This is a genomic window from Krasilnikovia cinnamomea (assembly GCF_004217545.1).
Lineage (GTDB): Bacteria > Actinomycetota > Actinomycetes > Mycobacteriales > Micromonosporaceae > Actinoplanes > Actinoplanes cinnamomeus.
Map to the genome: position 1 here is coordinate 6,778,208 of NZ_SHKY01000001.1, position 17,246 is coordinate 6,795,453.

Annotated in this window: 1 protein-coding gene (cut by a window edge); it reads left to right on the forward strand. The window is 75.6% G+C overall.

The window, feature by feature from the left end:
* Positions 1–17,246 carry the 5' portion of a type I polyketide synthase gene (locus tag EV385_RS30390; protein ID WP_130512569.1) on the forward strand. It continues 10,078 nt past the right edge of the window, so only the first 17,246 of its 27,324 coding nucleotides appear in the window; its start codon is at positions 1–3; the stop codon falls past the right edge of the window.

Genomic DNA, 17,246 nt, shown 5'->3' on the forward strand with positions numbered 1-17,246 from the left:
ATGGACACCGAAGACAAGCTCCGCGACTATCTCAAGCGCGCCACCACCGACCTGCGGCGCACCAAGCGGCGGCTGCAGGAGGTCGAGTCGGCGGCCGCCGAGCCGATCGCCATCGTCGGCATGGCCTGCCGTTACCCCGGCGGGGTGCGCAGCCCCGAGGACCTGTGGCGGCTGGTCGCGGCCGGCGACCACGGGATCGGGCCGTTCCCGGACGATCGCGGCTGGGACCTGGCCGCCCTCGGCGCGGACCCCGACGGCACCGCCGGGGGCTTCCTCTACCAGGCGCCTGACTTCGACGCGGACTTCTTCGGCATCTCCCCGCGCGAGGCCACCGCGATGGACCCGCAGCAGCGGGTGCTGTTGGAGGTGAGCTGGGAGGCCCTCGAACGCGCCGGCATCGACCCGCACTCGGTCAAGGGCAGCGACACCGGCGTGTTCGCCGGGGCCATGTCCCAGCAGTACCAGGTCGGCGCGGAGGAGGCCGAGGGCTTCCAACTCACCGGCAACGCCAACAGTGTCCTGTCGGGACGCCTGTCGTACACCCTCGGGCTGGTCGGCCCGGCGATCACCGTCGACACTGCCTGCTCGTCGTCGCTGGTCACGCTGCACCTGGCCGCGCACTCGCTGCGTACCGGCGAGTGCACGCTGGCGCTGGCCGGCGGCGTGACGATCATGTCGAGCCCGGTCACCTTCGCGGAGATGGGCCGCCAGGGCGGTCTCGCCGCCGACGGCTTCTGCCGCTCCTTCGCCGACGACGCCGACGGTACGGGCTGGTCCGAGGGCGCCGGCATGCTGGTGCTGGAACGGCTGTCCGACGCGCGGCGCAACGGCCACCCGGTGCTGGCCGTGATCCGGGGCAGCGCGATCAACTCCGACGGCGCCTCGAACGGGCTGACCGCCCCCAACGGGCCGTCCCAGCAGCGGGTCATCCAGCAGGCCCTGATCAACTCCCGGCTCTCCGCCGACCAGGTCGACGTGGTCGATGCGCACGGCACCGGCACCACCCTCGGCGACCCGATCGAGGCCCAGGCCCTGATCGCGGCGTACGGGCGGCACCGGCCCGACGATCGGCCGTTGCTGCTCGGCTCCGTCAAGTCGAACCTCGGCCACACCCAGTCGGCCGCCGGGGTCGCCGGGGTCATCAAGATGGTCATGGCCATCCGTGCCGGGGTGGCACCCCGGACCCTGCACGCCGAGCGCCCGTCCACCCGCATCGACTGGTCCGCGGGCGCGGTCCGGCTGCTGCAGGAGAACCAGGCGTGGCCCGAGACGGGGCAGCCGCGCCGCGCCGCCGTCTCCTCGTTCGGCATCAGCGGCACCAACGCGCACACCATCATCGAGCAGGCCCCCGAACCCGACGCCGCCGAACCCGAGGCCCCCGAACCCGGGGCGGCCGCACCCGCCGCCGCGCCGGTGCCCGCCGCGCTGCCGGTGCTGCTGTCCGGGAAGACCCGCGACGCGCTGCGCGCCCAGGCCGGGGCGCTGCGGTCCGCGCTGGGCCCCGACTCGCTGCTGGACACCGCATACTCCCTGGCCACCACGCGGGCGGGCTTCGAACACCGGGCCGCCGTCGTCGCGGCCGACCTCGACCAGCTCCGCGCCGGGCTCGCCGCGCTGGCCGAGGACACCCCCGGCGCGGGCCTGGTCAGCGGCACGACCGTCCCGAAGACCCGGCAGGCGTTCCTCTTCACCGGTCAGGGCGCCCAGCGGCTCGGGATGGGCCGCGAACTGGCCGGCCGCTTCCCGACCTTCGCCGACGCGTTCGACACCGTGCTGGCCGAACTCGACCGCCACCTCGACCGCCCGCTGCGCGAGGTGATCTGGGGCGAGGACGAGGACCTGCTGCGGCAGACCGGGTACGCCCAGCCCGCGATCTTCGCCTTTGAGGTCGCGCTGTTCCGGCTGGCCGAGTCGTGGGGCCTCACCCCCGACTTCGTCACCGGCCACTCCGTCGGCGAGCTGGCCGCCGCCCACGTCGCGGGCGTGTTCAGCCTGGCCGACGCCGCCACCCTGGTCGCCGCGCGGGGGCGGCTCATGCAGGCGCTGCCCACCGGCGGCGCCATGGTCGCCGTGCGGGCCTCCGAGGACGAGGTCCGGCCGCTGCTCACGGACCGGGTCGCGATCGCCGCGATCAACGGTCCCGACGCCGTCGTCGTCTCCGGCGACGCGGACGCCGTCACCGCCGTGGCCGACCACTTCACCGCCCAGGACCGGCGCACCATCGTCCTGCGGGTGTCGCACGCCTTCCACTCGCCGCACATGGACCCGATGCTCGACGAGTTCCGTGCCGTGATCTCGGGCCTGTCCCCGCAGCCGCCGCTACTGCCCCTCGTCTCCTCGGTCAGCGGCGCACAGGCCACGATCGAGCAGCTCGGCTCCGCCGACTACTGGGCCGGGCAGATCCGGCAGCCGGTCCGGTTCGCCGACGCCGTCGGCTGGCTGCGCGCCCACGGCGCCGGGATCCTCATCGAGCTCGGACCGGACGCCGCCCTGACGGCGATGGCCGCCGCCTGCGCCCCGGACGCCGCCGTGGTGGCGCTGGTGCGCGCCGAGCCGGCCGGAACCGCGCTGGTGCCCGCCGAGCCGGCTGGAACCGCGCTGGTGCCCGCCGAGCCGGCTGGAACCGCGCTGGTGCGCGCCGAGCCCGCCGGAACCGCCGCGTCCGGTGAGCTGGGCAGCGTCGCGACCGCACTGGCCCGGCTGCACGTGCTCGGCGTCGGCGTGCGGTGGGAGCAGTTCTTCGGGGGCACCGGCGCGCGGCGCGCCGACCTGCCCACGTACGCGTTCCAGCACCGCCGGTTCTGGCCGAGGGCCGGATCCGTTCCCGCCGGTGACCCCCGCGCGGCGGGACTCGGCCGGACCAACCATCCGCTGCTGGGCGCGGTCGTCTCCCTCGCCGACTCCGACGGCATCCTGCTCACGGGGCTGCTGTCCCTGCGGACCCACCCGTGGCTGGCCGACCACACCGTGTTCGGCGCGCGGCCGGTGCCCGGCACCGCCCTGCTGGAACTGGCGATGCGGGCGGCCGAGGAGGTCGGCGCGGACCGCGTCGACGAACTGACCCTGTCGGCCCCGCTGGTGCTGCCGGCCCGGGGCGGGATGCAGGTGCAGCTCTCCATCGGGCGGCCCGACGCCGCCGGACGCCGCCCGCTGACCGTCTACTCACGACCCGACACTGACGACGACCAGCCCTGGCTGACCAATGCGTCCGGCTTCGTCGCCGCCGGCACTCCGGGGACCGGCTCCGACACCGGACCGTGGCCGCCCACCGCGGCGACCCCGATCGAGCTCGGCGGCTTCTACGACACGCTGGCCGACGCCGGATTCGGCTACGGTCCCGCCTTCCGCGGCCTGCGGGCCGCGTGGCGCCTCGGCGCCGACGTGTACGCCGAGGTGGCGCTGCCCGACGGCGTCGACCCGGCGGGATTCGGCATCCACCCGGCCCTGCTGGACGCGGTCCTGCACACCGCCGCGCTCGTCGACTTCGGGCCGGGGTTCGCCGGTGGCCTGCCGTTCTCCTTCGACGGGGTGTCGCTGCACGCCACCGGGGCATCGACGGTCCGGGTCAAGGCGACGCCGGTCGGCGAGACCGCGATGGCGCTGCGGGTGTCCGACCCCGACGGCGCACCGGTCCTGTCGGTCGACGCGCTGACCCTGCGCGCGGCCACCGGGCAGCAGATCGGCGACGCGGCCGTGGTGCGCGACGCGCTGTTCGGCCTGACCTGGACGCCGGTCACCCCGTCCGGTGAGCCGCCGCGCCACGCCGAGTTCGCGTCGCTGACCCGCCCGGCGCCGCCCGACGCGATCCCCGGCGGCGCGGTGGCGACTGCCCCGGCCCCGGGTGAGCCGGTGCCGCCGGTGGTGCTCTACCCGGTCGCCGCCGGCGGCGACGACGTCGTCCGCGCGGTCCACGAGGCGAGCGCCGAGGTCCTGGGTGCGGCGCAGCGCTGGCTGGCCGAGGACCGGTACGCCGGGTCCCGCCTGGTCTTCCAGACCTCCGGCGGCCTCGCCGCCGCCGCGGTCTGGGGTCTCATCGGTTCGGCGCAGGCCGAACACCCGGGCCGCTTCGGGCTGCTCGACACCGACGATCCGGCCCTGGTTGCGGCCGCGCTCGCGGTGGACGAGCCCAAGCTGCGCATCCGCGACGGCGAGATCCACGCCCCGCGGCTGACCCGCACCCCGCCCGGTGACACGCCACCGGCCTGGGACGCCGACGACGTCGTACTGATCACCGGCGGCACCGGGGGGCTCGGCGCGGTGCTGGCCCGGCACCTCGCCGCGCAGGGCGTCGGTACCCTCGTGCTGCTGAGCCGGCGTGGGGTGGCCGACGAGACGCTGCTGGCCGACCTGGCCGGGTACGGCGCCGACGTGCGCGTGGTGGCCTGCGACGCCGCCGACGCCGACGCCCTGGCCGCCGTCTTCGCCCGGCACCGGTTCACCGCGGTCGTGCACGCGGCCGGGGTGCTCGACGACGGCGTGCTGTCCGCGCTCACCGAGCAGCGGCTGGACGCCGTACTGAAACCGAAGGTCGACGCGGCGTGGCACCTGCACGAGCTGGCCCGCGACGTGCGGGTCTTCGCGCTGTTCTCCTCCGCCGCGGGCACGTTCGGCAACCCCGGCCAGGGCAGCTACGCGGCGGGCAACGCCTTCCTGGACGCGCTCGCCCGGCACCGGCGCGAGCTCGGTCTGCCCGCGGTGTCGCTGGCCTGGGGCGCCTGGGAGCAGGACGGCATGCTCTCCGGGGAGGTCGCGGAGCGGATGCGGCGTTCCGGGATGCCGCCGCTGAGCGCGGCGCAGGGTCTCGCCCTGTTCGACGCCGCCCTGACCAGCGCCGAACCGGTGGTGCTGCCGATCCGGCTCGACCTGCCGGTGCTGCGCGCGCACGCCGACGTCCCGCCGCTGCTGCGCGGCCTGATCCGCCGGCGGCAGCGGCGCGCCGGGGGCGGTTCCGGCCAGGCCGCCGCGCTGACCCGAGAGCTCGCCGCCCTGGGCGTGGACGAGCGCGGCGACGCCGTGGTGGAACTGGTCCGCGCCCAGGTGGCGGCGGTGCTCGGACACACCGGCGCGGCCGAGGTCGACCCGGGGCGCCCGTTCAAGGATCTCGGTTTCGACTCGCTCACCTCGGTCGAGCTGCGCAACGGGCTGGCGGCGGCGACCGGGCTGCGGCTGCCCGCCACGCTGGTCTTCGACCACCCCACGCCGCGGGCGCTGGCCGGGTTCGTGCTCTCCGAGCTGTTCGACGCGGGCGCCGACGCCGCCGTCCCCGTGGTCACCGGCCCGGTGACCGACGACCCGATCGTCATCGTCGGCATGGGCTGCCGCTACCCGGGCGGGGTCGGCTCACCCGACGAGCTGTGGCAGCTGGTCGCCGAGGGCCGCGACGCCATCTCCGGTCTGCCCGTCAACCGGGGCTGGGACCTGGAGAAGCTCTACCACCCCGATCCCGACCATCCCGGCACCGCGTATGTGCGCTCCGGTGGTTACCTGCACGACGCCGGGGAGTTCGACCCGGGCTTCTTCGGGATGTCGCCGCGCGAGGCGATCGCCACGGACTCGCAGCAGCGCCTGCTGCTGGAGACCGTGTGGGAGGCCGTGGAGCACGCCGGCATCGACCCGGTCACGTTGCGCGGCAGCCAGACCGGCGTGTTCGCGGGCGTGATGTACAGCGACTACGGTTCCGGCGGGGGCGGCGCGGACTCCGAGGGCATGCAGGGCAGCGGCACCTCGCCGAGCATCGTCTCCGGGCGCGTCTCGTACACCCTCGGGCTCGAAGGGCCCGCCGTCACCATCGACACGGCCTGCTCGTCGTCGCTGGTCGCGATGCATCTGGCCGCGCAGGCGCTGCGGGCGGGGGAGTGCTCGCTGGCCCTGGCCGGTGGGGTCACCGTGATGTCGACCCCGCTGGCGCTGATCGAGTTCTCCCGGCAGCGCGGCCTGGCCCCGGACGGCCGGTGCAAGGCGTTCTCCGACTCCGCCGACGGGGTGAGCTGGGCCGAGGGTGTCGGCGTGCTCGTGCTGGAACGCATGTCCGACGCCCGGCGCCACGGCCACGAGATCCTCGCGGTGCTGCGCGGCTCCGCGGTCAATCAGGACGGCGCGTCCAACGGGCTCATGGCCCCCAACGGCCCGGCGCAGCAGCGGGTGATCCGGCGGGCGCTGGCCACGGCGGGACTGTCCACCACCGACGTCGACGTCGTCGAGGCGCACGGCACCGGCACCGCACTGGGTGACCCGATCGAGGCGCAGGCGCTGCTGGCCACGTACGGGCAGGACCGCCAGACTCCGCTGCTGCTGGGGTCGGTGAAGTCGAACGTCGGGCACACCCAGGCCGCCGCCGGTGTGGCCGGGGTGATCAAGATGGTGCTGGCGATGCGGCACGGCACCGTGCCCCGGTCCCTGCACATCGACCGGCCGTCGTCCCACGTGGACTGGGCCAGCGGAGCGATCGAGCTGGCCACCGAGGCGGCCGCGTGGCCGGCGGTGGAGCGCCCGCGCCGGGCCGGGGTGTCCTCGTTCGGCATCAGCGGCACCAACGCGCACGTCATCATCGAGCAGCCGCCCGCCGCACCGGCCCCGGCACCCCGGCGACCCGCCGGTTCCCTGCCGTGGCTGGTCTCCGGCCGGACCCGCGCGGCGGTCCGCGCCCAGGCCGCCCGGCTGAAGGCGTACGTGGAAAGCCGGCCGGGCCTGGACGCCGCCGACGTCGCCTGGTCGCTGGCCGTCAGCCGGTCCGCCTTCGAGCAGCGGGCCGCGGTCGTCGGCGACGACCGGGACGAGCTGCTGCGGTCGCTGACCGCCCTGGCCACCGGTGCCCCCGACGCCGGCGTCGTCGAGGACGAGGCCCGGGCCGGCCGGATCGCGGTGCTGTTCACCGGGCAGGGCAGCCAGCGGGCCGGCATGGGCAGGGACCTCTACGAACGCTTCGACGTGTTCGCGAAGGCCCTCGACGCCGTGACGGCCGAACTGGACCGGCACCTGACCCGGCCGCTGCGCGAGGTCATCTTCGACACCGACGGTGAACTGCTGGAACAGACCGGCTGGGCGCAACCGGCGATCTTCGCGGTCGAGGTCGCGCTGTACCGGCTGATCGAGTCGTTCGGGCTGCGTCCGGCGCAGCTCGCGGGCCACTCCATCGGCGAGATCACCGCCGCGCACGTCGCCGGGGTGCTGTCGCTGGCCGACGCCGCCACCCTGATCGCCGCCCGTGGTCGGCTCATGCAGGCGCTGCCCGCCGGTGGCGCGATGGTCTCGGTGCGGGCCACCGAGCAGGACGTGCTGCCGCTGCTCGGCCCGGACGTGTCCATCGCCGCGGTCAACGGCCCCACCTCGGTGGTGGTCGCCGGCGCCGAGGAAGCCGTGCTGGCCGTGGCCGCGCGGTTCGACACGACGCGGCGGCTGCGGGTCAGCCACGCGTTCCACTCGCCGCTGATGGAACCCGTCCTGGACGAGCTGCGGGCCGTGGTCGCGGGGCTGAGCTTCCACCGGCCGGGCATCCCGGTCGTGGCCGAGGGCGACGTCACGGATCCCGAGTACTGGGTGCGGCACGTGCGGGACACGGTGCGGTTCGCCGACACCGTACGGGCGCTGCACGACGCGGGCGCCGGCACGTACGTCGAGCTGGGGCCGGACGGCGTGCTGGCCGCCATGGTGTCCGACGTGCTCGGCGACGGCGCCTACGCCGTACCGTTGCTGCGCGCGAAGCGGACCGGGCCGCAGTCCGTCGCGACCGCCCTCGCCCGGCTGTGGGCGCGCGGCGCCGCGCCCGACTGGACCGCCTACTTCGCCGGGACCGGGGCGCGCCGCGTCGACCTGCCCACGTACGCGTTCCAGCACTCGTTCTTCTGGCCGGTCGCCGACCAGACACCGGGCGGCGACAGCGCCAGCGGCGACGAGCAGCTGTGGGCCGCGGTCGAACGCGGCGACGCCCGCGAACTCGCCCGGCTGCTGCACGTCGACGACTCGACCGGGGCCGGACTGGACGGCCTGCTGCCCGCGCTGTCGTCGTGGCGCCGGGGCAACCAGCGCCGCTCCCGGCTCGACGGGTGGCGTTACCGCACGGCGTGGGTGCCGCTGCGGGTCACCGCCAGCCCCGTGCTCGACGGCACCTGGCTGCTGCTGAGCACCGCCGCGCAGGCCGGGCTCGCCGGGCGCCTGCGCGACGCACTGTCCGCCCACGGTGCCCGGGTGGAGCGGGTCGAGCTCGACGACTCCTGCACCGACCCGGTGGCGCTGGCCGAGCGGTTGCCCGCCGACGTCACCGTCGCGGTGTCGCTGGCCGCGCTGGACGACCGGCCCCACCCGGCGCTGACCCTCGGCCTCGCGCTCACCGCCACCCTCGTGCGGACACTGGACGCGCCGCTGTGGACCGTCACCCGCGGGGCCGTCGGGACCGGCGGGCACGACCAGGCCGCCGCGCCCACGCAATCCGCGGTCTGGGGCCTGGGCCGGGTGGCCGCCCTGGAGTACCCGCGCCGCTGGGCGGGCCTGATCGACCTGCCCGCAGACGCGACCGGATCCGCAGACGCGCCCGAATCCGCCGATGGGCCCGGTGCCGTCGACGCGCCCGAATCCGCCGATGGGCCCGGTGCCGTCGACGTCGCGATCGTCGACAAGCTGGTCGCGGCGCTGGCCGGGATCGCGGGCGAGGACCAGGTCGCGGTGCGCGGCTCCGGACTGTACGCCCGGCGGGTGCTGCGGCGCCGCGTCGAGACCCTGCCCGCCGACGGCGACTTCACCGCGCGCGGCACCGTCCTGGTGACCGGCGGCACCGGTGGGCTCGGCGCCGCCGCGGCCCGCTGGCTGGCCCGGCACGGCGCCCGCAAACTCGTCCTGACCAGCCGCCGTGGCCCGGACGCGCCCGGCGCGGCGCAGCTGCGCGACGAGCTGGCCGCCCTGGGCGCCGAGACCGAGATCGTCGCCTGCGACGTCGCCGACCGGGCCGCGCTGGCCGCCGTCATCGACGCCGCCGGTACCGACCTCACCGGCGTCGTGCACGCGGCGGGCGCGGCCCAGAACTCGCCGCTGGCACAGACCAGCCTGGACGAGTTCGCCGAGGTGCTCGCCGCGAAGGTGCGCGGCGCGGCGCACCTGGACGAGCTGCTCGGCGACACCGACCTCGACCTGTTCGTGCTGTTCAGCTCGATCGCCGGGCAGTGGGGCGGCGGCGGGCAGTGCGCGTACGCGGCGGGCAACGCCTACCTGGACGGCCTCGCCGAACAGCGGCGGGCGCGGGGCCTGGCCGCCACCGCGGTGGCGTGGGGACCGTGGGCCGAGGTCGGCATGGCCACCCACGAAACGATGTCCGAGGGGTTCACCCGGCGCGGACTGTCCCTGCTGGACCCCGACGCCGCCCTCACCGAGCTGCACCGCGCCCTCGTGCAGCGCGACGTCACCGTGACGGTCGCCGACGTGGACTGGGCCCGCTACCACCCGATCTTCACCTCGGTGCGGCCCAGCCCGCTCTTCTGCGACCTGCCCGAGGTCAAGGCGCTGGCCGACGCCGCGAAGGCGGTCACCGAACAGGGCTCCGAGTTCGCCCGGCAACTGCGCGGCCTGACCGCCGGGGACCGGCGGCGCCGCCTGCTCGACCTGGTCCGCACCCAGGCGGCCGCGGTGCTCGGGCACAGCTCCGCCGACGAGGTCGGCGACCAGCGCGCCTTCCGGGACCTCGGGTTCGACTCGCTCACCGCCGTCGAGCTGCGCAAGGCGTTGAGTACGGCCACCGGCCTCGAACTGAGCGCCACCCTGGTCTTCGACTACCCGAACCCGCAGGTGCTGGCCGAGCACCTGGCCGCCGAACTGTCCGGCGCGGGCGGCGCGGTCGTCGCCGCCGTACCGTCCGGTGGCCCGGCCGACGAGCCGATCGCCATCATCGGCATGAGCTGCCGCTTCCCGGGCGGCGCGACCACGCCGGAGGAGTTCTTCGCGCTGGTCGGCGACGGGGTTGACGCGATCACCGAGTTCCCCGCCGACCGGGGGTTCAACGTCGCCGCCCTCTACGACGCCGACCCCGACCGGTCCGGGGCCACGTACACCCTGGCCGGTGGGTTCCTGGCCGAGGCGGGCGACTTCGACCCGGGCTTCTTCGGCATCTCGCCGCGCGAGGCCCTGGGCATGGACCCGCAGCAGCGGCTGCTGCTGGAGACCTCGTGGGAGGCGATCGAACGCGCCGGCATCGACCCGGCCGCGCTGCGGGGCAGCCGCACCGGGTCGTTCATCGGCTCCAGCTACGCCGAGTACGGCGGCAACGAGCAGGGCGCCGAGGGGTACGCGGTCACCGGCACCATTCCGAGCGTGCTGTCCGGCCGCCTGTCGTACGTGCTGGGCCTGGAGGGTCCCGCGCTGACGGTCGACACCGCCTGCTCATCCTCGCTGGTCTCCCTGCACCTGGCCTGCCAGTCCCTGCGCGCCGGGGAGAGCACCCTGGCCCTGGCGGGCGGGGCCACCATCATGCCCAACCCCAAGGCGCTGATCGCGTTCAGCCGGCAGCGGGCCCTGGCCTCCGACGGGCGCTGCAAGGCGTTCGCCGACTCCGCCGACGGCATGACCGTCTCCGAGGGCATCGGCGTGCTCGTCCTCGAACGGCTCTCCGACGCCCAGCGCAACGGCCGCGACATCCTCGCCGTGGTGCGCGGCTCGGCCGTCAACTCCGACGGCGCCTCCAACGGGCTGACCGCCCCGAACGGGCCGTCGCAGCAGCGGGTCATCATGCAGGCCCTGGCCAACGCCGGTCTCGCCCCGGCCGACGTGGACGTGGTCGAGGCGCACGGCACCGGCACCGCGCTGGGCGACCCGATCGAGGCGCAGGCGCTGCTGGCCACGTACGGGCGCGACCGCGACCCCGACCGTCCCCTGTGGCTGGGCTCGGTGAAGTCGAACATCGGGCACACGCAGTCCGCGGCGGGCGTGGCCGGCGTCATCAAGATGGTGCTGGCGCTGCGCCACCAGGTGCTGCCGCGTACCCTGCACGTCGAGACGCCGTCCACGCACGTGGACTGGAGTTCCGGCACGGTCGCGCTGCTGGCCGAGCCGCGCGAGTGGACCACGGGCGACCGTCCCCGCCGGTGCGGCGTCTCCGCGTTCGGCATCAGCGGCACCAACGCGCACACCCTGCTGGAGGAGGCGCCCCCGGCCGGACCGCCCGCCGCTGATCCGGCCGCGTCGGCCGACGCCCTCGCCGAGGCCCCGGCCGGGATCGTGCCGTGGATCATCACCGCCCGGACCCCGGCCGCGCTCGCCGCGCAGACCGCGAGGACGCTGGACGCCGTCGCCGGGCAGCGGCCGGTGGACGTCGGGTACTCGCTGGCCACCACCCGCACCCTCTTCGACCAGCGGTCCGTGATCCTCGGCGCGGAGACCGTTACCGGGGTGGCCGACCTGACCGGCAAGGTCACGTTCGTCTTCCCCGGGCAGGGCACCCAGTGGGTGGGCATGGGCGCCCGGCTGCTGGAGGAGTCGCCGGTCTTCGCCGCGCGGATGGCCGAGTGCGCGGCCGCGCTGGCCCCGTACGTGGACTTCGCGCTGCTGGACGTGCTCCGGCAGGCCCCCGGGGCGCCGTCGCTGGACCGGGTGGACGTCGTGCAGCCCGCCTCGTGGGCCGTGATGGTGTCGCTGGCCGAGCTGTGGCGCGCGTTCGGGGTCGTCCCCGATGCGGTGATCGGCCACTCGCAGGGCGAGATCGCCGCGGCGTGCGTCAGCGGCGCGCTGTCGCTGGAGGACGCCGCCCGGGTCGTCGCGCGGCGCAGCCAGGTGATCGGCCGGGTCATGTCGGGCCACGGCGGCATCGCCTCCGTGCCGCTGCCCGCCGACGAGGTACGCGAGCGCATCGCCGGATACGGCGGCCGGGTGTCGCTGGCCGCCGACAACGGGCCCCGTTCCGTCGCCGTGTCCGGCGAGACCGGGGCGCTGGACGAGCTGTGCGAGCGGCTGATCGCCGAAGGGGTCCGGGTCAAGCGGATCCCGGTGGACTACGCGTCGCACTCCGCGATGGTCGAACAGCTGCACGACGAGCTGCTGGCCGCGCTCGACGGCGTCGAGGCGCGGGTGCCCGACGTGCCGTTCCTGTCCACGGTCAGCGGCGAGTGGGTCACCGAGCCGGTGACCGGCCCCGACTACTGGTACCGCAACCTGCGGCAGACCGTGCGGCTGCAGGACGCCGTGCGGACCCTGCTGGCGGCGGGACACCGCGGGTTCGTCGAGGTCAGCTCCCACCCCGTGCTCGCGGTGGGGCTGGAGGACACCGTCGCGGACGCGGGCGTCCGGGCCGCCGTCGTGGGCACGCTGCGCCGTGACCTCGGCGGGATGCCGCGCCTGCTCACCTCGGTCGCGGAGCTGTTCGTCCGGGGGTTCGGCGTCGACTGGAGCTCCTGTTTCCCCGGTGGCCGCCGCGTCGCGCTGCCCACGTACGCGTTCCAGCACGAGCGTTTCTGGTCGATGCCCCCGGCGCTCGACGGCCCGGCCGCCGCCGACCCGGCCGACGCCGAGTTCTGGGCGGCCGTCGACGGCGCCGACCTGGACGCCCTCAGCGCCACCCTCGACGTCGACGGCGCCTCGCTGGCGCCGCTGCTGCCCGCCCTGTCGACCTGGCGCCGGCAGCGGCGCGACGAGTCCACCACGGACTCGTGGCGCTACCGGACGGGCTGGCAGCCGCTGAGCGGGCTGCCGCTGGCCGCGCTGTCCGGCACCTGGCTGCTGGTCACCACGGAACGGGTCGACGCCGACGACGTCGCCGCGGCCCTGCGCGGCCACGGCGCCGAGGTACGCCACCTGGTGCTGGACGAGTCCTGCGCCGACCGCGCCGTGCTGGCCGGCCGGCTCGACGCCGACGGCATCACCGGCATCGTGTCCGTGCTGGCCGCCGACGACCGCCCGGTGCCGCACCTTTCGGCCACGTCGCTCGGGCTCGCGCTGACCCTCGCGCTGGCGCAGGCCGTGACCGACCTCGACCTCACCGCCCCGGTGTGGACGCTGACCCGCGGTGCCGTGGCCACCGGCCGCTCCGACCGGATCACCCACCCCGAACAGGCGCAGGTGATGGGCCTGACCTGGTCTGCGGCGCTGGAAGCCCCGCACCGCTGGGGCGGCACCATCGACCTGCCGGAGGTGCTCGACGCCCGCGCCGGGCAGCGCCTGGCCGCCGTGCTCACCGGTGCCACCGGCGAGGACCAGCTGGCGATCCGCGCCTCCGGGGCGCTGGCCCGCCGCCTGCTGCGCGCACCCGCCCGGCCCCGGCCCGAACGGGCGTGGTCGTTCGGCGGCACCACCCTGATCACCGGCGGCACCGGCACGCTCGGCCCGCACATCGCGGGCTGGGCCGCCCACCACGGCGCCGAACACGTCGTGCTGGTCAGCCGCAGCGGCATGGCGGCACCGGGCGCCGAGAAGATCATCGAGACGGTGTCCGCGCTGGGCACCCGGATCGAGATCCGCTCCTGCGACATCACCGACCGGGCGGCGCTGGCCGAGCTCCTGTCCACCCTCGACGACGTACGCACCGTGGTGCACACGGCCGCCGTGATCGAGCTGGCGGCGCTGGCCGACACCGACCTCGACCAGGTCGACCGGGTGCTGCACGCCAAGACGGTCGGCGCCCGGCACCTCGACGAACTGCTCGGCGAGCGGGTCGAGACGTTCCTGATGTTCTCCTCGATCTCCGGCACCTGGGGCAGCGGCCACCACGCCGCGTACGTGGCGGCCAACGCGTACCTGAATGCCCTGGCCCAGCAGCGGCGGGCGCGCGGCCTGCATGCCACCGCCGTGGCGTGGGGCATCTGGGCCGACGACCTGGGCCTCGGCCGGGTCGACCCGGAGCAGATCCGCGGCAGCGGCCTGGTGTTCATGGACGCCCGGCTGTCGCTGGAGGCCATGCGCAAGGCCGTCGAGGGCGACGACACCGAGCTGACCGTCGCCGCCATCGACTGGGACCGCTACCACCCGGTCTTCACCGCGGCCCGGCCCAGCCGCCTCTTCGACGAACTCCCCGAGGTCGCCCGGCTCGCCGAGGCGGCACCCGTCCGCGTCGCGGACGACGGCTTCGCCGCGTCGCTGCGCGCCATGTCCCGGCCCGAACGGGAACGGGCCCTGCTCGACCTGGTACGCACCACGGCCGCCACGGTCCTCGGCCACGCCGCCGGTGACGCCGTCGCCGAACATCAGGCGTTCCGCGACGTCGGGTTCGACTCGCTGACCGCCGTCGACCTGCGCAACCGCCTCGTCGCCGCGACCGGCCTCACGCTGCCCACCACCATGGTCTTCGACCACCCGAACCCCCTCGCCCTGGCCGACTTCCTGCGCGGCCAGATCGAGGGCGCCGACTCGGGCGTCGCGGGCCCCGTGGTGGCCGCGCCCACCGACGACGACCCGATCGTCATCATCGGCATGGGCTGCCGCTACCCCGGCGGGGTCACCTCGCCGGACGAGCTGTGGGACCTGGTCGTCGCCGGGGGCGACGCGATCTCGCCGTTCCCCGCCGACCGGGGCTGGGACGCCGACACGCTGTTCGACGCCGACCCGGACCGGGCCGGGGCCACGTACTCGGTGCAGGGCGGCTTCCTGCGCGACGTGGCCGACTTCGACCCCGGCTTCTTCGGCATCAGCCCCCGCGAGGCGCTGGCCATGGACCCCCAGCAGCGGCTGCTGCTGGAGACCGCGTGGGAGACCATCGAACGCGCCGGTATCGACCCGAGGTCGTTGCGCGGCAGCCTGACGGGTGCGTTCATCGGCGCCAGCTACCAGGACTACACCAACGCCCAGGCGGGCGCCGCCGAGAACACCGACGGCGCCGAGGGCTACATGATCACCGGCTCGCTCTCCAGCATCCTGTCCGGCCGGGTCAACTACCTGCTCGGCCTCGAAGGCCCGGCGGTCACCCTCGACACCGCGTGCTCGTCGTCGCTGGTCGCGCTGCACCTGGCCTGCCGGTCGCTGCGCGACGGCGAGAGCAGCCTCGCCCTGGCGGGCGGCGTCAGCGTCATGGCCACCCCGGGCGCGTTCGTCGGGTTCAGCCGGCAGCGCGCCCTCGCGGTCGACGGCCGGTGCAAGGCGTACGCCGAGGCCGCCGACGGCATGACCCTCGCCGAAGGGGTCGGCCTGGTGCTGCTGGAGCGCATGTCCGACGCCAAGCGCCACGGCCACCGCATCCTCGCCGTGGTCAAGGGCACCGCCATCAACCAGGACGGCGCCTCGAACGGGCTGACCGCCCCCAGCGGCCCCGCCCAGCAGCGGGTCATCCAGCGCGCCCTCGCGGCCGCCGCCGTCACACCGTCCGACGTGGACGTGCTCGAAGGGCACGGCACCGGCACGGCGCTCGGCGACCCGATCGAGGCCCAGGCCCTGTTCGCCACGTACGGGCGGGAGCGGGGCGAGCGGCCGCTGCTGCTCGGCTCGGTGAAGTCCAACATCGGCCACACGCAGATGGCCTCCGGCGTCGCCAGCGTGATCAAGCTGGTGCTGGCCATGCGGCACGGGTACGTCCCGAAGTCGCTGCACATCGACCAGCCGTCCACGCACGTGGACTGGTCGCCGGGCAGCATCGCGCTGCTCACCGACGGGGTGCCGTGGCCCGATACCGGCCGGGTCCGCCGCAGCGCGGTGTCGTCGTTCGGGCTCAGCGGCACCAACGCCCACGCCATCCTCGAAGCGGCCCCGGCCGCCGCCGACCCGGCCGTCGCGGGCTCCGCCGACGCGCCGAGCGACGTGGCCGACGCGCCGGGGCCGCTGCCGGTGGTGCTGTCGGGGCGTACCGACGACGCCCTGCACGCCCAGGCCGACCGCCTGCTCGAGCTGCTGCGCCGCGACGACGTGCGGCTGGCCGATCTCGCCGTGTCGCAGGCCACCACCCGGACGAGCTTCGAGCGGCGGGCCGCCGTGGTCGCGGCCGACCGCGACGACCTGGTCCGCGCGCTCACCGCGCTGCGCGACGGCCAGCCCGACGCGGGCCTGCTCCGGGCCGCGGCGACCACCCGCAGCCGCCCGGCGCTGCTGTTCACCGGGCAGGGCTCGCAGCGGCTCGGCATGGGCCGCGAGCTGTACCAGCGCTTCCCGGCGTTCGCCGACGCGTTCGACGAGGTCACCGCGCACCTGGACGCCCAACTGGACCGGCCGGTGCGGGAGCTGATGTTCGGGGCGGACGCCGCCGCGCTCGACGCCACCGGCGCCGCCCAGCCCGCCCTGTTCGCGCTGGAGGTCGCCCTCTTCCGGCTGCTCGAATCGTGGGGGCTGCAACCGGCGTACCTGATCGGGCACTCGGTCGGTGAGCTGGCGGCCGCGCACGTGGCCGGGGTGTTCTCGCTGGCCGACGCGGCCGCGCTGGTCGCGGCCCGGGGGCGGCTCATGCAGGCGCTGCCCACCGGCGGCGCGATGGTCGCCGTCCAGGCCGCCGAGGAGCAGGTCCGCGCGCTGCTGACCCCGGGCGTGGCCGTCGCGGCGGTCAACGGCCCGACCTCCGTGGTGCTCTCGGGGGCCGAGGACGCCGTGCTGGCGGTCGCCGCCAACTTCGAGCGGACCTCGCGGCTGCGGGTCAGCCACGCGTTCCACTCGCCGCTGATGGAGCCGATGCTGGCCGAGTTCCGCGCGGTGGCGGCCGGGGTGGCCTACCGGGCGCCGGAGGTGCCGATCGTGTCCACGGTGACCGGGGCGCCGGCCACCGCCGAGCAGCTGAGCACACCGGACTACTGGGTGGAGCAGGTCCGCGCCACGGTCCGCTTCGCCGACGGCATCGCCTGGCTGGCCGCCGACGGCGTGCGCACCTTCCTGGAACTCGGCCCGGCCGGAGTGCTCTGCGGCATGGCTCAGGAATCCCTGTCCGGGCACGACGGGAACCACGCGCTGCTGCCCGTCATGCGCGCCGAGCGGCCCGAGGTCGCGACGCTGCTGGCGGCCGTGGCGGGCCTGCACGTCCACGGTGTCCCGGTGGACTGGGCCGCCGTGCTGGGCGGCACCGGCGGCCGGGTGATCGATCTGCCCACCTACCCGTTCCGGCGGCAGCGGTTCTGGCCGGAGAACCCGATGGCCGCCGCCGCGCCCGCCGCCGGGGACACCACCGGCGCCGACGCCGAGTTCTGGGCCGCCGTCGAACGCGCCGACCTGGACGCCGTCGCCGCCGCCCTGCGGCTGGACGGGGTCGCGGTCGCCCAGGTGGTGCCCGCGCTGGCCGCGTGGCGGCGCACCGGCCGGGAACAGGCCCTGGTGGACGGCTGGCGGTACGCGATCACCTGGAAGCCGGTCACCGGCCCCGCCGTGGCGCCCAC